This window comes from Rhizobium tibeticum (assembly GCF_900110205.1).
Lineage (GTDB): Bacteria > Pseudomonadota > Alphaproteobacteria > Rhizobiales > Rhizobiaceae > Rhizobium > Rhizobium tibeticum.
Genome location: NZ_FOCV01000003.1, coordinates 258,725 through 274,708, shown reverse-complemented (window position 1 = coordinate 274,708; position 15,984 = coordinate 258,725). Strand labels below are relative to the sequence as shown.

Annotated in this window: 20 protein-coding genes; 10 read left to right on the top strand and 10 right to left on the bottom strand. The window is 59.3% G+C overall.

The genetic code is table 11. From position 1 onward, the window contains the following. Positions 1-78: 78 nt before the first annotated feature. Complete coding sequence (locus tag BSG20_RS05090) at positions 79-852, bottom strand: amino acid ABC transporter substrate-binding protein (RefSeq protein WP_072369719.1); 774 nt, start codon at positions 850-852, stop codon at positions 79-81. A gap of 246 nt (positions 853-1,098) precedes the next feature. On the opposite strand from BSG20_RS05090, the gene BSG20_RS05085 reads away from it, so the two are divergent. The 3 genes from BSG20_RS05085 (at position 1,099) to ispG (ending at position 4,472) form a co-directional block, all read left to right on the top strand. After that, the gene (locus BSG20_RS05085) at positions 1,099-1,875 is read left to right on the top strand and encodes a DeoR/GlpR family DNA-binding transcription regulator (RefSeq protein WP_093041042.1); all 777 of its coding nucleotides are present in this window, start codon (positions 1,099-1,101) and stop codon (positions 1,873-1,875) included. Positions 1,876-1,933: 58 nt separating this feature from the next. Next, positions 1,934-3,124, top strand: coding sequence for an MFS transporter (locus BSG20_RS05080; protein WP_072369716.1), 1,191 nt, complete (start codon positions 1,934-1,936; stop codon positions 3,122-3,124). Between the two features lie 97 nt (positions 3,125-3,221). Further along, the gene (gene ispG, locus BSG20_RS05075) at positions 3,222-4,472 is read left to right on the top strand and encodes a flavodoxin-dependent (E)-4-hydroxy-3-methylbut-2-enyl-diphosphate synthase (protein WP_072369713.1); all 1,251 of its coding nucleotides are present in this window, start codon (positions 3,222-3,224) and stop codon (positions 4,470-4,472) included. A gap of 17 nt (positions 4,473-4,489) precedes the next feature. Here the strand turns inward: ispG and BSG20_RS05070 are convergent, their stop codons facing one another. Then, positions 4,490-5,128 (bottom strand): LysE family translocator, encoded by a 639-nt coding sequence (locus BSG20_RS05070; RefSeq protein WP_072369710.1) that lies wholly within the window; start codon positions 5,126-5,128, stop codon positions 4,490-4,492. Between the two features lie 119 nt (positions 5,129-5,247). Next, entirely contained in the window at positions 5,248-6,162 is a 915-nt protein-coding gene (locus BSG20_RS05065; RefSeq protein WP_072369707.1) for a polyprenyl synthetase family protein, read from the bottom strand. 134 nt (positions 6,163-6,296) lie between these two features. Between BSG20_RS05065 and mtgA the strand changes: the two genes are divergently transcribed. From mtgA to BSG20_RS05040, 5 genes are all read left to right on the top strand, one after another. Then, positions 6,297-7,043 carry a monofunctional biosynthetic peptidoglycan transglycosylase gene (mtgA, locus tag BSG20_RS05060; protein ID WP_177309810.1) on the top strand — a complete coding sequence of 249 codons (747 nt, stop codon included), beginning with the start codon at positions 6,297-6,299 and terminating at the stop codon, positions 7,041-7,043. A 97-nt stretch (positions 7,044-7,140) separates the two neighbouring features. Continuing rightward, positions 7,141-7,341 carry a DUF1868 domain-containing protein gene (locus BSG20_RS05055; RefSeq protein WP_306372221.1) on the top strand — a complete coding sequence of 67 codons (201 nt, stop codon included), beginning with the start codon at positions 7,141-7,143 and terminating at the stop codon, positions 7,339-7,341. Then, entirely contained in the window at positions 7,329-7,976 is a 648-nt protein-coding gene (locus BSG20_RS05050) for a glutathione S-transferase family protein (RefSeq protein WP_072369704.1), read from the top strand. The genes BSG20_RS05055 and BSG20_RS05050 overlap by 13 nt, the downstream gene beginning before the upstream one ends. A gap of 156 nt (positions 7,977-8,132) precedes the next feature. Beyond that, positions 8,133-8,318: a 50S ribosomal protein L32 gene (rpmF, locus tag BSG20_RS05045; protein WP_003543812.1), complete on the top strand. Its 186-nt coding sequence runs from the start codon at positions 8,133-8,135 to the stop codon at positions 8,316-8,318. A 147-nt stretch (positions 8,319-8,465) separates the two neighbouring features. Beyond that, a complete protein-coding gene (locus BSG20_RS05040) occupies positions 8,466-8,873 on the top strand; it encodes a hypothetical protein (protein WP_024313322.1) in 408 nt (135 codons plus the stop codon). A gap of 3 nt (positions 8,874-8,876) precedes the next feature. On the opposite strand, the gene phaR is transcribed toward BSG20_RS05040, so the two are convergent. Further along, a complete protein-coding gene (gene phaR, locus BSG20_RS05035) occupies positions 8,877-9,449 on the bottom strand; it encodes a polyhydroxyalkanoate synthesis repressor PhaR (RefSeq protein WP_072369701.1) in 573 nt (190 codons plus the stop codon). Positions 9,450-9,684: 235 nt separating this feature from the next. On the opposite strand from phaR, the gene BSG20_RS05030 reads away from it, so the two are divergent. Then, positions 9,685-10,866, top strand: a complete 1,182-nt coding sequence (locus BSG20_RS05030; protein WP_072369698.1) for an acetyl-CoA C-acetyltransferase — start codon at positions 9,685-9,687, stop codon at positions 10,864-10,866. 68 nt (positions 10,867-10,934) lie between these two features. Next, complete coding sequence (gene phbB, locus BSG20_RS05025) at positions 10,935-11,660, top strand: beta-ketoacyl-ACP reductase (RefSeq protein WP_072369695.1); 726 nt, start codon at positions 10,935-10,937, stop codon at positions 11,658-11,660. Here phbB and BSG20_RS36295 read toward each other — a convergent pair. The 6 genes from BSG20_RS36295 to BSG20_RS05005 form a co-directional block, all read right to left on the bottom strand. Further along, positions 11,657-11,809, bottom strand: a complete 153-nt coding sequence (locus BSG20_RS36295; RefSeq protein ID WP_167371530.1) for a hypothetical protein — start codon at positions 11,807-11,809, stop codon at positions 11,657-11,659. The two genes, phbB and BSG20_RS36295, sit on opposite strands and share 4 nt — an antisense overlap. Before the next feature lie 89 nt (positions 11,810-11,898). Next, positions 11,899-12,045, bottom strand: a complete 147-nt coding sequence (locus BSG20_RS36290) for a hypothetical protein (protein ID WP_167371529.1) — start codon at positions 12,043-12,045, stop codon at positions 11,899-11,901. Positions 12,046-12,182: 137 nt separating this feature from the next. Next, positions 12,183-12,911, bottom strand: a complete 729-nt coding sequence (locus BSG20_RS05020; protein WP_072369692.1) for an SIS domain-containing protein — start codon at positions 12,909-12,911, stop codon at positions 12,183-12,185. Positions 12,912-12,925: 14 nt separating this feature from the next. Then, entirely contained in the window at positions 12,926-14,077 is a 1,152-nt protein-coding gene (gene nagA / locus BSG20_RS05015; protein ID WP_072369689.1) for an N-acetylglucosamine-6-phosphate deacetylase, read from the bottom strand. Continuing rightward, entirely contained in the window at positions 14,077-15,108 is a 1,032-nt protein-coding gene (locus BSG20_RS05010; protein WP_072369686.1) for an SIS domain-containing protein, read from the bottom strand. The genes nagA and BSG20_RS05010 overlap by 1 nt, the downstream gene beginning before the upstream one ends. Next, positions 15,105-15,878, bottom strand: coding sequence for a GntR family transcriptional regulator (locus tag BSG20_RS05005; RefSeq protein WP_072369683.1), 774 nt, complete (start codon positions 15,876-15,878; stop codon positions 15,105-15,107). The genes BSG20_RS05010 and BSG20_RS05005 overlap by 4 nt, the downstream gene beginning before the upstream one ends. Positions 15,879-15,984 lie beyond the last annotated feature (106 nt).

Here is a 15,984-nt window from a genome sequence, read left to right as displayed (position 1 = left end):
TCCAGCGAGGTTTCGCTGAACGCTTTTCAGGCACATATAAAGGAAGTGGCGGCGGCAGCAAGCCGCCGGCGGTATGACTTACTTCGAAACGTCCTGGCCGAAGTATTTGTCAGAGATCTTTTTGTAGGTGCCGTCAGCCTTGATGTCGGCAAGCGCCTTGTTGATTGCTTCCAGCAGTTCCGGCTCGCCCTTGCGGATGATAATACCGGAATAGTCGGCATTTTCCTGCTGGGCGACGATCTTCACCGGAGCTTCCGGCTTGTGCTTTTTGAAGTCGAGGAAGGAAAGGCTGTCGTTGATCGTCGCGTCTGCGCGCTTGGTTAGCACGAGTTGGATCGATTGGTCGAAGCCATCAGTGCCGACGAGTTCGGCGCCGGACTGCTCGGCGAGCTTGCCGAAGTTGCTGGTCAGCGACTGAGCCGACTTCTTGCCCTTGAGGTCTGCAAAGCCCTTAATGCTGTCGTCGCCATCGCGGACGATGAGGACGGCCTTGGACGCAATGTACGGCTCGGAGAAGTCGTATTTCTGCTTGCGCGCCTCGGTAATACCGACCTGGTTGATGACGGTGTCGTAGCGCTTCGCATCGAGACCGGCGATCAGCCCGTCCCATTTGCCTTCGACGAATTCTGCCTTGACGCCAAGCTTGGCAGCAACCGCTTCGCCGATCTCCACGTCGAAGCCGACGAGCTTGCTGCTGTCGTCATGATAGGTGAACGGAGCGTAAGTTCCTTCGGTGCCGATCTTGAAGATGCCTGATGATTTGATGGCGGCGAGGTTTTCGCCGGCAACGGCAGGAAGTAGCGCGGCGGCCTGAATGAGCGCTGCGGCGGCGATGGTCTTCAGAAGGTTCATTTTTATATCCAATTCACCCGGTGTGTTCGATGTTGCGAAAATCGCAGAAAAGCATCTGAGGGGAAGCGTAGAAAACTGCGAAGAAAATGGGCACGTGCGAATATTTTTCTCATTTATGGCGAGTTTGGCGCGGCTTGTTTCAGGCTGCGAGGAAACGTGTCCGCGACAGGTCTTGCGCGCGTGATCATACTTGTTTATGCGTATTTATGCACGATTGATGGCGAGATTGACAGAACCGGCACGAACATGAACGAACTTCTGATGCAAGAGCGGCAAAGCGCCATTTCCCGCAAGCTGCAAACCCATGGGCGCGTTCTGGCTGCCGCACTGGCGGTAGAGTTCGGCGTGTCCGAGGATACGGTGCGCCGCGACCTTCGCGAGATGGCGGCTGCGGGCCTTTGCGAACGTGTATACGGAGGCGCGTTGCCGGTTTCTTCGGCTGGTGGCAGCATGAAGCATCGCATGGGTGTTGCAAGTGATCGGAAACGCGCGCTGGCGCTGGCTGCAGTCTCACAGATTACGCCTGGTTCGATGGTTTTCTTCGACGCGGGAAGCACTAACCTTGCCATTGCGGCCGCATTACCGCCGGACATGACGTTGACCGCGGCGACAAACGCACCCGCCATCGCCGCGGCGCTGATCGAGAAACCTGCGATCAGTGTCATCCTGATTGGCGGGATGATCGATCGACAGGTCGGCGGCGCGCTGGGCGCCAAGGCGATGCGCGATATGGAATCCCTGTCGCCGGATCTCTGTATTCTTGGAGCTTGCGGCATCGACCTGGCCGCGGGAGTGACCACATTCGGTTTCGAGGACGCCGAATTCAAGCGCTTTGCGACGTCAAGGAGCCGGAAGGTTATGGTTGCCGTCACGTCAGAGAAATTCGGGACGGCGGCGCCTCATGCGGTGCTGCCGGTGGCCCATTGCGAATGCCTGGTTGTCGAGCGCGATGTCGAGCCTGACGTCATTGCGCAATATCGCGACCGTGGGTGCAAAACGATTGTCGCTGGCGAGGCGGCGTAATTCATTCAAAGCGGCAATCGGCCTTAAGCCGGGTGCTCGGGGGATATCGGAAGAAAAGATGGATACTCAGACGAAAATGGCGTCGGCCGTCAGGACCGGTTTTGTAACGAAGAACAGAGCAGCCGTTTCGCTGCTCTTCTTGATGAACGGTTTCCTGGTCGGCTGCTGGGCGCCAAAGATCCCGGAGTTTGCTGAACGCCTGCAGCTGAGCAAGTTCCAGCTTGGACTCATGATTCTGGTCTTCGGTCTGGGCTCACTGACAATGATGCCGATTGCCGGTGCGCAAATTGCACGCCATGGCTCGCGGCTCGTCGTGCAGGTGGCCGCCCTTTGCCTGCTGCCAATCCTTCTGGCGCTCACTCTGGCGCCCAATATTGCTACGGGAGCGGTTTCGCTCTTTCTGTTCGGTGGCTTCATCGGCGCAATGGATGTTGCGATGAATGCCAACGCCGTCGCCGTCGAGAAATCGATGCGGCGCGCGATCATGTCGTCCTGCCATGCCTTCTGGAGCCTGGGCGGCTTGATCGGTTCTGGCCTCGGTGGCCTGGTGATCGCCAAGCTCGGCGTGCTCGGGCATGCCGACTTGGCAACATTGCTTGCGGCAATCTTCCTGGGTGTCGCCTGGCCGATGATCCTTGCCGATCCGCCGCATCCTGACGAGAGGAAAGAGAAGGCGCGGCTGCCGCTTGTACCGCTTCCTTGGCTACTCGGGCTCATGGCGTTGTTTTCAATGGTTCCGGAAGGCGCAGTGCTCGATTGGGGCGCTCTGTATCTTCGGCAGGAGCTGGATGCCTCGATTGCCCTTTCCGGCTTTGGCTTTGCGGCGTTTTCGCTGACGATGGCCATCATGCGATTTGCGGGGGATCTCGTTCGTGATCGCCTGGGTGGAGTCAAAACGTTGCGCATCTGCACGCTTTTTGCCATCGCGGGCATGTTGCTTGCAGCTTTTGCGCCCGATGCCGAAATGGCGATCGTCGGCTTTGCCCTGTGTGGCATCGGCATTTCCAATATGGTGCCGATCGCCTTTTCCGCCGCCGGCAACATTCCAGGTCTGAAAGCCGGGATCGGGCTCTCTGTCGTCACCACCATGGGCTATTCCGGCATGCTGGTCGCGCCGTCGGCAATCGGCTTCGTGGCCGAGCATATCGGCTTCAGCATCGTGTTCATGGCGCTGCCGGTGCTCTTGGTGGTCGTTTTGCTGTTTTCCAATCTGGCGCGCTATGCTGACGGCATATCGGGCGGGCACTGAAGCAGGCTCCAAGCAAAAGTGATGCGCGGGGCGGTTGACAACAAAGCGGGCATGATCCACCTGAAAGACACGAATTTCAGGGGTTCAAGAACTCTATATGTCTTCTGCTGCAGATTTTGATCCGAAACCGCGCCGCGCATCCGTCGCCGTCGATGTTGGCGGCGTCATCGTGGGCGGCGGCGCGCCCGTTGTCGTCCAGTCGATGACGAATACCGATACGGCGGATGTCGACGCGACCGTCGCGCAAGTGGCGGCTCTCTTCAAGGCGGGTTCGGAGCTTGTCCGGATCACCGTGGATCGCGACGAAAGTGCGGCTGCGGTTCCCAAGGTTCGCGAGCGGCTGTTGCGGCTTGGCATGGACGTGCCGCTCGTCGGCGATTTTCACTACATTGGCCACAAGCTTCTTGCCGATCATCCGGCCTGTGCCGAGGCGTTGGCGAAATACCGTATCAACCCGGGCAATGTCGGCTTCAAGGACAAGAAGGACAAGCAGTTCGGCGACATCATTGAGATGGCGATCCGCTACGACAAGCCGGTGCGCATCGGCGTCAACTGGGGTTCGCTCGATCAGGAGCTACTCACGACGCTGATGGATCAGAACGCGGAAGCTGGCTCACCGCTTTCGGCGCGCCAAGTGACTCGCGAAGCGATCGTGCAGTCCGCGTTGATTTCGGCCAATCTTGCCGAAGAGATAGGTCTGCCGCGCAACCGCATCATCCTGTCGGCCAAGGTTAGCCAGGTACAGGATCTAATCGCCGTCTATTCGATGCTCTCCGAACGCTCTGATCATGCGTTGCATCTCGGTCTTACCGAAGCCGGCATGGGCAGCAAGGGGATTGTCGCCTCATCGGCTGCCATGGGTTATGTACTGCAACAGGGGATTGGCGATACCATCCGCGTGTCGCTGACGCCGGAGCCGAATGGCGACAGGACGCGCGAAGTACAGGTCGCCCAAGAGCTGCTGCAGGTAATGGGCTTCCGTCAGTTTATCCCTGTCGTTGCTGCTTGTCCCGGCTGCGGGCGCACGACCTCGACCGTTTTCCAGGAATTGGCGCAGAACATCCAGAACGACATCCGCAAGAACATGCCGGTCTGGCGCGAGAAATATCCGGGCGTCGAAGCGCTAAACGTTGCGGTCATGGGCTGCATCGTCAACGGGCCGGGTGAAAGCAAGCACGCTGACATAGGCATTTCATTGCCTGGCACCGGTGAAACGCCGGCTGCGCCTGTGTTCATCGATGGCAGCAAGGCATTGACGCTGCGCGGACCGAATATCGCTTCCGACTTCGAGGCGCTTGTCGCCGACTACATCGACAAGCGATTTGGGCAGAAGACGGCCGCGGAATAAGGCGCGGTCGAAAGCACTCAGATTCGGCTGGCCAGCAGCTTCAGCCCCGCAACACAGTAAAAGGCGGCCATAGCCCCTTCGATCCAGCGGCGCAGGTTGCGGTAAATCTTCAGTGCGTGCGGTGTCGAGAACAATACTGCGTAGCCCATGAAGATGGTAAAGCCTGTTGCCATGCAGACGCCGATGATCATGCCGGCGACGGACGCCGGAGCGCCCTGCGGCATGCCGAGCGCTATGATCGCCAGCCACGAAAAGATGGCCTTCGGATTGGTAACGTGAATGCCGTAGCCGCGCAGCAGCAGGGCGCGCGCCGTGAGGCTCTTTTGCACGACAGGCTGCGGCAGGCCATCGCTGGCGCGTACGGCCTTGAAGGCCTTGTAGGCGAGATATAGCAGATAGATTCCGCCGAAAATCTTCAGGATCTCGAGCGCGATGGCGTAGGTTTGGAGGATGGTTGCCAGGCCGAGAGCGGCAGCACAGGCCCAAGTGAACGAGCCCGCAAAGATGCCGAGCGAGATGGTCATGCCTGCCTTGCGGCCATGCGTCATCGACGTCGACACGATTGCCATGATTGCCGGGCCGGGGCTGATGACGGCGATCAAATAAGCGACGTAGGCAGGCAGAATCTGCGGGAGGTAGGTCAGGATCTCATGCATCTTACGTTTCTTATTCGGTCGGTTGGATCTTGGCCTCGTTTCTTAGGCGCGGTTCCCGACGATCGACAAGAGACTGTGTCTCGTGTGGTGGCAGAAATATTGTCCCGGTGACGATTTTTTCAGCTCTTGCGTCCGGCAATGAAGCGAGCAGCTTCGGCGAGAATGATGCTGCGCTCGGCGTAGGCAGACAGCAATGCTTCGGCTTCGCGCACATGCTCGGCAAGCTTGGTTTCCGCCCATGCGATACCATGCAGTGCCACCAGCGTGCCTTTTCCGCGACCGGCATCCTTGCCTGTCGCCTTGCCCATTGTGGCGGCATCGGAGGTGAGATCAAGAATGTCGTCGGCGAGCTGGAAGGCGAGGCCGATCCTCTCGCCGAACTGGCGCAATCGCGCGCGATCCTCTGCCGACGCACCGGCGATGATGGCGCCTGCCTCGCAGGCGAAGCGGATGAGCGCGCCTGTCTTCATGGCTTGCAGCGTAACGATGCCTTGTTCGTCCGGGATCTGTTTTTCGGCAGCAAGGTCGAGAGCCTGGCCGCCTGCCATGCCGCCAATGCCGGCGCCGCGCGCCAGGGCCAGCGTCAATGCCACTTTGGCTGTGTCCGGCAAGCTCGTTTCAGGCGCTGCGATGATGTCAAAGGCATAGGTCAGCAGGCTGTCCCCCGCGAGAATGGCAGTCGCTTCGTCGTAAGCGATGTGCACCGTCGGCTTGCCTCGGCGCAGGTCGTCATCGTCCATCGCCGGCAGATCATCGTGAACGAGCGAATAACAGTGCACGCATTCGAGTGCCGCTCCCACCCTCAGCGCCGCGCTCCTGTCGCCGCCGAGCAACGATGCCGTTTCCACGACAAGGAAAGGCCGCAGTCGCTTGCCGCCGTTCAGGACGGCATAGTGCATCGCCGAACACAGGCTCTCCGGCCGGGCAATTTCGTCGTTCAGCGCAGCTGGAGACAGCAGGATGTCGAGCACAGCCTCGACCTCGCGCGCGGTGGCGGCCAGTCTGGCTTCGAATGTTTCAGAGCTTGCGTCCATGGCGCGCTGTTTGACATGAGCCGCCTTCTGCTTGCAACGGAATTGTCGATGGTGGGGCGAAGATTTCCTTTGTCTCTGGCAATGCCAGTTCGCAAACGGTATGGAGGAGAAGGGCAAGAGACTGGGTCGGGGAATTGGACATAACGCCGGAGACAGAGGATCGCATGACCGTGCCGTTTCACAGGCACGCGTTTGTCTGGCTTAAAGGTCGCCCTGTGATCATGCGCATCGTTCTCGCGCTGGCGGCGCTCGTCATCCTCCCGTACGTCTTGATCGTCCTTTACCTGCTGCCCTTCATCCACCCGGTTTCCACGCTCATGCTTCGCGATCTGGTGCTGCTGCGCGGTTACGACCGGCAATGGGTCTCAATCGACAAGATCTCACCGGTTCTTGTTCAGTCGGTAATGATGTCCGAAGACGGACAGTACTGCTTCCATGGGGGCGTCGATTGGGGTGAGATGCGCATGCTCTTGGAGGATACGCTAAGCGGTCACTCCACCCGTGGCGGCAGCACGATCCCGATGCAGACGGTAAAGAACCTGTTTCTGTGGAATAGCCGTTCCTTCGTTCGCAAGGCGCTGGAGCTGCCATTGGCTGTGACCGCAGACTTTATCTGGTCAAAGCGACGGCTGATGGAAATCTACCTCAACATTGCCGAATGGGGCCCCGGGATCTATGGCATCGAGGCTGCCGCGCGCCACCATTTCAAAGTGCCGGCATCGAAGTTGACCAGCCGGCAGGCTGCCCTTCTCGCCGTGGCGCTTCCCAACCCCTTTGATCGCAATGCGGGCAAGCCCGGGCGGGGATTGCGACGGCTCGCCAGCCTCATCGAGCGGCGCGCGCGAGGGTCGGGCGATTACATCAGATGCATTTATGATTGATATCGCAATAAGTCGTTGGTGTTCATGAGTGTCATCTGGCATTCGTGCTTTAAAAGTATGGACGGAAATCCCGCCACCAACGACTGGACTACCAGCGATGATCTCTGCCGCCTTTTCGTCCGCACTGCTGACTTATTCCGCCACCCATAACCCTACTCCGCCAAGTCATTTCGGGACGCGCTACGACGCAACCGGCACGTTTCTGCGTGAGCCGGGCAATACTGTCGTCTGCCATCTGATCGAGGGATCGCCGGCACAGCGCCCGCAGCGTAAAAGGAAGACCCTATGGAAAAGTTGACGCTCTATATCGGCAACAAGAACTATTCGTCGTGGTCGTTTCGACCATGGATCGCCATGACGGCCGCGGGTGTTCCCTTCGAGGAAGTGCTTGTCCCTTTCGATTTCGCGGCCGGCAATCTGCACTTCAAGGAGTTCTCGCCAACAGGTCAGGTGCCGGTGCTCCAGCATAGCGACGTTCGTGTCTGGCAGTCGCTGGCGATCATCGAGTATGTTGCCGAGCTTTTCCCGGAAGCCGGGATCTGGCCAAAGGAGCGCGACAAGAGAGCGGTGGCACGCGCTGTTTCCATGGAGATGCTTTCGGGTTTCACGGCCTTGCGCAACGCTTGCCCGATGAATATCCGGCGGCCGAAGGGAAAGATCGCGCTCGCTGACGGCGTCATGGCCGACGTTTCCCGCATCGAGACGATCTGGCGTGACCTGCGCGCTCACTCTGGCGGACCGTTCCTTTTTGGCGCTTTTTCCGGCGCCGATGCGATGTTCGCACCTGTTGTCAACCGCTTCGACGTCTACGACCTGGTTTCTGCCAGCGATACTCTGAGCTATATCGCCGCCGTCAAGGCGCATCCGGCCTGGAAGAAGTGGGAGGAGGCGGCGCGGGCCGAGGCCTGGATCGTCGAGGAAGACGAGGTCTGACCTCGGAATCGCATGAATCTCAAAAAATAAGCTTGGGGACTGGTCAAGCTCCCCCAAGGCATGTATAAGCGCGCAAAATTTCCGAAATCGCGATCCGTCGTTTCGGCCGCCAGTCTGGCCGTTGGATGTGTTTGCCCGTGAAGTGGAGTAATAAAAATGGCTGTACCGAAGAGAAAAACGAGCCCGTCCAAGCGCGGTATGCGCCGCTCTGCAGACGCACTGAAGGCTCCGACCTACGTTGAAGACAAGAACTCCGGCGAACTGCGCCGCCCCCACCATATCGATCTGAAGACCGGTATGTATCGCGGCCGTCAGGTTCTGACGCCGAAGGAAAGCGCATAATACATTTGCGTTCTGCCTGAGTAGGATTTGCGAGGTCGGCCCTGTGCCGGCCTTTTGCTTTTTCCCGCGACAAATACATTCTTTTGATGCCTTGAAGTGATGCGGCTGTTTACGGCACTATTCCCTCGCTGAGGGGAGATATGCCAGATGTTCAATGCTGTGCCGCTGATGATTATTCCATTCATTCTTTACAATATGTCGATGCTGGGCCTGATGGGCGGCGGCGGGCTTCCCTCGTTGCAAAACGACGTCATCGTTTTGTCGATGATTTCGGGAGCCATGTGGAGCATGTCGCTTGGCGATCTTTTCATCGTCATCGCACTTGCGGTGCTATTCTTCGAAATACTGAGGGCGACGCGCAATGCTGGCGGCAGCCTGGCCAATCACATGCTGTCAATGCTCGTCTTCATAGCCTTCCTGGTCGAGTTTCTCCTCGTCCAAGATGCAGCCACCCAGGTTTTCTTCATCCTGATGACGATTGCGTTGATTGATGTGATTGGCGGCTTTGCCGTGTCTATTCGCACGGCCGGGCGCGATGTTTCGATCGGGCTCTGAAGCTCATAGATTGTCGAGTTTGTTCTGAAGCGCGCGCAGCTGTTCCTTCAGCTCGTCGATGTCTTTTGCCTCCGCCTTGCGGCTCTCCTTAGCCGGCGGTGTCATGAACGGCGAGAACATCTGCATCGCTTGCTGGAACATCTCGGTATTGCGACGGACCTGGTCTTCGACCATCTGCATCGGCAGTTGCAGGTTCTTGCCGATAGGCGTTTCGCCGAAAGCGCGTGTGACCTGCTCGCGCATCTGCGACTGCTGTTCGGTAAAGGCGCGCATGGAATGTTCCAGGAAGCTCGGAACGACCATCTGCATCTGGTCGCCGTAGTAGGTAATCAGCTGGCGGAGGAACGAGATCGGCAGGAGCGTGTTGCCCGTCTTGGATTCCTGTTCGAAAATGATTTGCGTCAGTACCGAGTGGGTAATGTCGTCGCCGCTCTTTGCATCCTGGACTGTAAAATCCTCACCCTTCTTCACCATCTCCGCCAGGTCTTCCAACGTCACGTAAGTGCTGGTGCCTGTGTTATAGAGGCGGCGATTGGCGTATTTCTTGATTACGATCTGCCCGTCATTCTTCGCCATATCAGTCTCCCGAAGCCCGTCTGATTGTTATGGAAATTCCTCCACCGAGGAATGTAGACGCAAACGAAGCCCAGTGACAATCTCTTTGTGCGATGCGGCAACCCCTTTTAAGTCAGAGATAATTTGCCTCAGCGTAAGCAATCCCTAAAATTCAATGGTAGAGTCTTGTCGTTTGACTTGGCGATGAAGCTTTGTCAGTTTCGCTATATCTGGTGGAGTTAACGAGGAGATCGTCATGTCGAGTTCATCCATCGTCATCGCTAGTGCAGGTCGCACTGCCGTTGGCTCATTCAATGGCGCCTTCGCCACCGTTGCCGCCCATGAACTGGGTGCGGCTGCGGTCAAGGGCGCGCTGGAGCGTGCAGGTGTCGAGGCCGGCGAAGTCGATGAAGTCATTCTCGGTCAGGTTCTTCCGGCTGGCGAAGGCCAGAATCCCGCCCGCCAGGCGGCCATGAAGGCCGGCGTTCCCAAGGAAGCGACCGCATGGGGCGTCAACCAGCTCTGTGGCTCGGGTCTTCGCGCCGTCGCGCTCGGCATGCAGCAGATCGCGCTCGGCGATGCAAAGATCATCGTCGCGGGCGGCCAAGAGTCGATGTCGATGGCGCCGCATGCGGCGCATTTGCGAGGCGGCGTGAAAATGGGCGACATGAAGATGGTCGACACCATGATCAAGGACGGCCTGACAGATGCCTTCTATGGCTATCACATGGGCATCACCGCCGAGAACATTGCGCGCCAGTGGCAGCTCTCCCGCGAGGAGCAGGACCGATTTGCCGTCGCGTCGCAGAATAAGGCGGAAGCCGCGCAAAAGGCGGGCCGATTCAGCGATGAAATCATCCCCTTCGTCATCCAGACACGAAAAGGCGACGTGACGGTTGATGCCGACGAGTATATCCGTTACGGCGCGACGTTAGACTCGATGGCCAAACTGCGCCCGGCTTTCGACAAGGACGGCACGGTGACTGCAGCGAATGCCTCCGGCCTGAACGATGGCGCCGCCGCAGCCGTGCTGATGACCGAGGCCGAAGCCTCTCGTCGGGGCATCCAGCCGCTCGTCCGCATTGTCTCCTGGGCGACAGCAGGCGTAGATCCGCAGGTCATGGGAACCGGCCCAATTCCGGCGTCGCGCAAAGCGCTGGAGAAGGCGGGCTGGTCGGTCGGCGATCTCGATCTCGTCGAAGCGAACGAAGCCTTCGCCGCGCAGGCCTGTGCCGTCAACAAGGACCTCGGCTGGGATCCTTCGATTGTCAACGTCAACGGTGGTGCGATCGCGATCGGCCATCCAATCGGCGCTTCCGGCGCGCGGGTGCTCAATACGCTCCTTTTCGAGATGAAGCGCCGTGGCGCGAAGAAGGGATTGGCGACGCTCTGCATCGGTGGCGGCATGGGCGTCGCAATGTGTTTCGAAGCTCTTTGAATAGCAGGCAGTCCAACTAGAACCTGAGCCCCGCAGCATAGCGGGGCCCTCAAATAAGGGAGCGGAACATGAGCAGGGTGGCTGTTGTCACTGGTGGTACCCGCGGCATTGGCGCCGCGATTTCTCTCGCGCTGAAGAATGCCGGCTATACGGTTGCCGCCAACTACGCTGGCAACGACGAAAAGGCGAACGCCTTTCACGGCGCCACAGGCATTCCGGTCTTCAAATGGGATGTTTCCGACTACACGTCATGCGGCGAAGGCATCGCGAAGGTCGAGGCCGAACTCGGTGTGATCGATGTCCTTGTCAACAACGCCGGCATCACCCGGGACGCAATGTTCCACAAGATGACACCGCAGCAGTGGCATGAGGTCGTCAACACCAACCTCACCGGTCTCTTCAACATGACACACCAGGTCTGGGGGGGCATGCGCGACCGAAGCTACGGGCGGATCGTCAACATTTCCTCGATCAACGGCCAAAAGGGTCAGATGGGACAGGTGAACTATTCGGCTGCGAAGGCCGGAGACCTCGGCTTCACCAAGGCGCTTGCGCAGGAAGGGGCTGCCAAGAACATCACCGTGAACGCGATCTGCCCAGGCTATATCGGTACGGAAATGGTTCTTGCAGTGCCGGAGAAAGTGCTGAACGAGCGGATCATTCCGCAGATTCCGGTTGGCCGTCTCGGCGAACCGGAAGAGGTGGCGCGCTGTGTCGTCTTCCTGGTTTCTGACGACGCAGGTTTCATCACCGGATCGACGCTAAGCGCCAATGGCGGTCAGTTGTTCGTTTAGCGGATGGACGCCGTAAGGCCGTTATCGTGGCTCTCGATCTGCTGCGAATAGCGGCCTTGCTGGCTGCGCGTATCGTATGGATTCAAGTATGCCGCATAGGTCGCCATGGCGATTGTCAACACTGCGGCCGCACCAATAATTTTCGTCATTGCCCTGCACTCCAAATGCCCCACGACGCATTGGTCGTTCAACCCGGTGTCGATATTGGGGCCGATTTGAGGAATTACTTGGCTGTCTTTCAGCCCTTTGGATGGCGCGTTGGTTTAACCCTGACCGGCACCTTCTGCATTGCACGGCCTTCGCCGCGAAGAGCGGCGGTGGCTGTGGTTACGAAGGCGGCCGCAATGAGGATGGCAACCGCTGAATTCAAGATGATCTGGGCCATGCGACCATTCCTTTCAAAGTCCGGCGGGGCTTAGCCTCCGCCGCTGTTCTTGAAAGAAATATGCGCCTCGCCCTCACGGCCTGGTAGATTGAACTTTGGCAACCGACTGTCAGCGTGGCGTTGACAATCGATCGCTCTTAGAGATGAGGATTGCGCGGTCGATATTTCGTCACCAGTCGCTGATTCACCGCTGCAGCACCAGGCATATTGGCACTGAGATAAATCGGTGCGTCGCCGCCTTTCGACAGCTCCCAAGCGACGTCAGCGAAGATCGCGTTGAGGACCGTCGCGCCGATAGCGGTCGAAACCGGGCCGACTTTTAGCTCCGTGCCTGGAAGCGCAATCACTGCATCGCCGGGAGGAAGACCGTTGTCCAACACGACATCGGCGATGTCAGCAAGGCGGCGTCGGCCGTTCGCGACCGCACTTGAATAGGAGACCGACGTGATCGCGATCACCTTGGCGCCGATCTCGCGGCCATAATCGGCGGCTTCGATCGGCGCTGCATTCACGCCGGAGTTCGACGCGATGATGATGACATCGCCCGGCTGCATGCCGTAACGTTCCAGCACCGGCCGCACCAATCCTTCTGTCCGCTCATAGACGGAGCTGATCACCGCGCCCTCGTGCAGCATCGCGGAGCCAACGAGAATCGGAACGGTGAAAGCGAGGCCACCCGCCCGATAGTGCACCTCTTCGGCCAGCATGTGCGAGTGTCCGGTGCCGAACACATAGACCCGCTTGTCATTGCGTGCGGCTTCTAGGATCGCATTGGCCGCCAAAGCCATGGGCTCGGCGAGCTCAATCTTCAAAGTCTCGAGTCGGCCAATCAGATTGGAGAAGTAAGCATCGGTGATCGCTGTCATCACGTCCTCGATTTCTAGGCCGCTTCGCCGCTGATGAAGGTCCGAGTGACCTCGAGAGCATCGGTCAGATGCACCAGATCGGCTCGGGCACCCGGCGAAAGGTGGCCGTGGTCTTCCAGCCGCAGGAAGCGCGCCGGGTAGAGCGTCGCCATGCGAAGGGCCTCTGCGAGCGGAAGTTCCAGATAGGTAACGCCATAGCGGATGGTCGACGCCATATCCACGTCGGAGCCGGCAAGCGTGCCGTCGGACAGAACCAGCTTCGAGCAGAAGCCACCTCTCTCGCGTCGGACGGTGCGGCCATTCAGCGTGAAGGAGTCTTGCTCCGATCCAACCAGCGACATCGCGTCGGTGACGAAAAAGAGCCTGCCTTCACCCCGTTTGGCGCGAAGAGCGGTTCGAAGCGCCTTTGGATCAACATGATGGCCATCGGCAATGATGCCGCACCAGACCGAAGGATGATCGATGGCGGCACCGACGAGGCCGGGCGCCCGGTGGCCGAGTTGGCTCATGGCATTGAAAAGATGGGTGACACCTCGCGCACCGGCGTCGAAGCGAGCCTCCGCCGCCTCGCTGGAACAATCGGAATGGCCAATGCTGACGGTGACGCCGGCTTCGCTGAGTTCGCGTACCTGTTGTGAGGTTACTTGCTCGGCCGCCATCGTTACCAGCAGGGTACCGATCGCTTCCTTGGCCGCAATGAAGGCGGTCACGTCCTTGTCTTCAACGGGGCGCATGAGTTCGGCAAGATGTGCCCCCTTGCGCGCCGGCGCCAGATGTGGGCCTTCAAGATGGAGACCCGACACGCCGCGATTCGTCTTGACGGCTTCCTTGGCCGCCTCGATCGCCGCCGCCGTCGCGTCCGCCGTATCGGTGATCAGCGTCGGCAGCAGCGCAGTCGTGCCATAGGGCCGATGACCGTCGGCAATCATGTACATGGAGGCTGCAGAGGGCTCGTCGTTGAGCATTCGCCCGCCACCCCCATTTACCTGCGCATCGATGAAGCCTGCTGAAAGAATCCCGCCTTCGAACCGCGTGTGCTCGCCGTCGGGCAGTTCGCTTGCCGTCGCAATGGCCTCAACGCGCCCGTCCGACACAATGAGCGCCTTATCGTCGTGGAAGCGTTGGCCGTCGAAGATCCTGGCGCCGGAGAAGATCTTGCGAACCATCACATCGTCTCCGTGACCTTGAGCAGATTGGCCGGCTTGTCCGGGTCGAAGCCCTTGCGACGTGTGACTGACTCGATCAGGCGATAGTAGACGAGCAGCGAAACGAGCGGGTCGAGCAGACCGCTGCCCGTCGTCGGCACCTGCAAATTGATGCCGGAGACCGGCTGGCCCGAGAACGGCACGGTGGTTGCGCCGAGCTTCCGCAGCCGCTCAAGCGCTTGGACGTTGTTGCTGAATGCCGGATCATCAGGCGTGAAGGCGACGATCGGGAAGCCCGGCTGAACAAGACGCATCGGCCCATGCATCAATTCAGCAAGCGAGAAGGCTTCCGCGTGCAAGCTGGCGGTCTCCTTGGCTTTCAATGCTGCCTCGAGCGCAATGGCGAAAGCGGGGCCGCGACCGGCCGTATAAAGTGAGCTGGCTTCGAAAAGAACGTCCTCTGCTGCCTTCGTATCGATCCCACTGGTCGCCTGGAGGGCTTCCGGGAGTTTTTCCAAGGAGGCATGCAGATCGCGCTTGCCGCTGATGGCAGCCGTGACACCGGAAAGCGCGGCGACCGAGGCGATGAAGGACTTGGTCGCTGCCACGCTCTTCTCCGGGCCAGCATTCAGGCCGAGAACGATGTCGGCCTGCTTGGCGAGCGGGCTGTCGGTGACGTTGACGACGGCGATCGTCGTTGCGCCGCCATGCTTTGCCGCATCCTGCAAGGCAATGATGTCGGGGCTTGCGCCGGATTGCGACACCGTGAAGTGGATGCCCCCCTTCAGATGCAGAGACGCACCATAGACCGACGCGATCGATGGGCCAACCGATGCGACCGGCACGCCACAGGTGATCTCGAACAGGTATTTGAAGAAGGTCGCGGCATGGTCCGACGACCCGCGCGCTGCCGTCGTCACCACGGTCGGAGCGCCCGATGCAAACAGCTTTGCAATTTCGGCGAAGGCGGACTTTTCTTTCTGAAGCAAGGTTGCGACGACCTCCGGCGATTGGCCGGCTTCCTGCAACATTAGCGACTGGCTTTCACTCATAGGTCATCTCCAATTCTCAATTCCGCAACAAAATCATATGCATCGCCACGATAGTGGGAGCGGGTGTATTCGACGACACGTTGGTCGTCCAGGCGCGAGACGCGTTCGATCAGTAGCGCGGGCGCGCCGGCATTCACGTGCAGCGCCGCGGCCGATGACGGATCGAGCGTGACCGCCGTCAATCTCTGCAGCGCCCGAACGGGCCGGTGGCCGTTTGCCGCGAGTGCTTCGTAAAGAGATCCTTCTCCACCACCATTTTCTCCAAGGAATTTTATCGGCACGACAGCGCGTTCGATCGCAAGCGGCAGCCCGTCGGCAAGACGCAGACGATCGAGGCGAAGGACGGGTTCATCAAGGCCGAGGCCAAGCAGGAACGCCTCCTCAGGAGATGGCGTATTGACCGTCCGAGACAAGATCCTTGCGGCAGGGGCGCGCCCGCGCGAGCGCATGTCGGCAGAGAACGAGGAGAGCCGCCACAGCGATTGTTCCATGCGTTCGACCTTGCTGGAAACGAAGGTGCCGCTCCCGTGCCGAGACTCGAGCGTGCCAGCGTTCATCAGGTCACGATAGGCGGTTCGAACAGTCACGCGTCCGACCTTCAGCGCTTCGGCCATATCGCGCTCGCCGGGGAGTGCCGTTCCAGGCTTCAGTAATCCTTCCTGAATCAGGCCAGTCAAGGCCTGCGCCAGCCGCTTGTAAAGCGGTCCCGTCAACGCCTCGTCGCGCAGACCACGGCTGTTCAGCTCGGCTATCAAACTGGTTCTATCCATGTTCCAATAATAGAACCTATTTAGAACCAATCGCAAGCGGGAAATCACTCCAAAAAGAAAAACCCTCGCAGCCGGCCTGCGAGGGTTTGTTCATTCGAGCACAAGA

Bases quoted from the DNA above. Each gene is read 5' to 3' on its own strand.
- BSG20_RS05090 (WP_072369719.1), bottom strand. From the start codon at position 852: ATGAACCTTCTGAAGACCATCGCCGCCGCAGCGCTCATTCAGGCCGCC.
- BSG20_RS05085 (WP_093041042.1), top strand. From the start codon at position 1,099: ATGAACGAACTTCTGATGCAAGAGCGGCAAAGCGCCATTTCCCGCAAG.
- BSG20_RS05080 (WP_072369716.1), top strand. From the start codon at position 1,934: ATGGATACTCAGACGAAAATGGCGTCGGCCGTCAGGACCGGTTTTGTA.
- ispG (WP_072369713.1), top strand. From the start codon at position 3,222: ATGTCTTCTGCTGCAGATTTTGATCCGAAACCGCGCCGCGCATCCGTC.
- BSG20_RS05070 (WP_072369710.1), bottom strand. From the start codon at position 5,128: ATGCATGAGATCCTGACCTACCTCCCGCAGATTCTGCCTGCCTACGTC.
- BSG20_RS05065 (WP_072369707.1), bottom strand. From the start codon at position 6,162: ATGGACGCAAGCTCTGAAACATTCGAAGCCAGACTGGCCGCCACCGCG.
- BSG20_RS05055 (WP_306372221.1), top strand. From the start codon at position 7,141: ATGATCTCTGCCGCCTTTTCGTCCGCACTGCTGACTTATTCCGCCACC.
- BSG20_RS05050 (WP_072369704.1), top strand. From the start codon at position 7,329: ATGGAAAAGTTGACGCTCTATATCGGCAACAAGAACTATTCGTCGTGG.
- rpmF (WP_003543812.1), top strand. From the start codon at position 8,133: ATGGCTGTACCGAAGAGAAAAACGAGCCCGTCCAAGCGCGGTATGCGC.
- BSG20_RS05040 (WP_024313322.1), top strand. From the start codon at position 8,466: ATGTTCAATGCTGTGCCGCTGATGATTATTCCATTCATTCTTTACAAT.
- phaR (WP_072369701.1), bottom strand. From the start codon at position 9,449: ATGGCGAAGAATGACGGGCAGATCGTAATCAAGAAATACGCCAATCGC.
- BSG20_RS05030 (WP_072369698.1), top strand. From the start codon at position 9,685: ATGTCGAGTTCATCCATCGTCATCGCTAGTGCAGGTCGCACTGCCGTT.
- phbB (WP_072369695.1), top strand. From the start codon at position 10,935: ATGAGCAGGGTGGCTGTTGTCACTGGTGGTACCCGCGGCATTGGCGCC.
- BSG20_RS36295 (WP_167371530.1), bottom strand. From the start codon at position 11,809: ATGACGAAAATTATTGGTGCGGCCGCAGTGTTGACAATCGCCATGGCG.
- BSG20_RS36290 (WP_167371529.1), bottom strand. From the start codon at position 12,045: ATGGCCCAGATCATCTTGAATTCAGCGGTTGCCATCCTCATTGCGGCC.
- BSG20_RS05020 (WP_072369692.1), bottom strand. From the start codon at position 12,911: ATGACAGCGATCACCGATGCTTACTTCTCCAATCTGATTGGCCGACTC.
- nagA (WP_072369689.1), bottom strand. From the start codon at position 14,077: ATGGTTCGCAAGATCTTCTCCGGCGCCAGGATCTTCGACGGCCAACGC.
- BSG20_RS05010 (WP_072369686.1), bottom strand. From the start codon at position 15,108: ATGAGTGAAAGCCAGTCGCTAATGTTGCAGGAAGCCGGCCAATCGCCG.
- BSG20_RS05005 (WP_072369683.1), bottom strand. From the start codon at position 15,878: ATGGATAGAACCAGTTTGATAGCCGAGCTGAACAGCCGTGGTCTGCGC.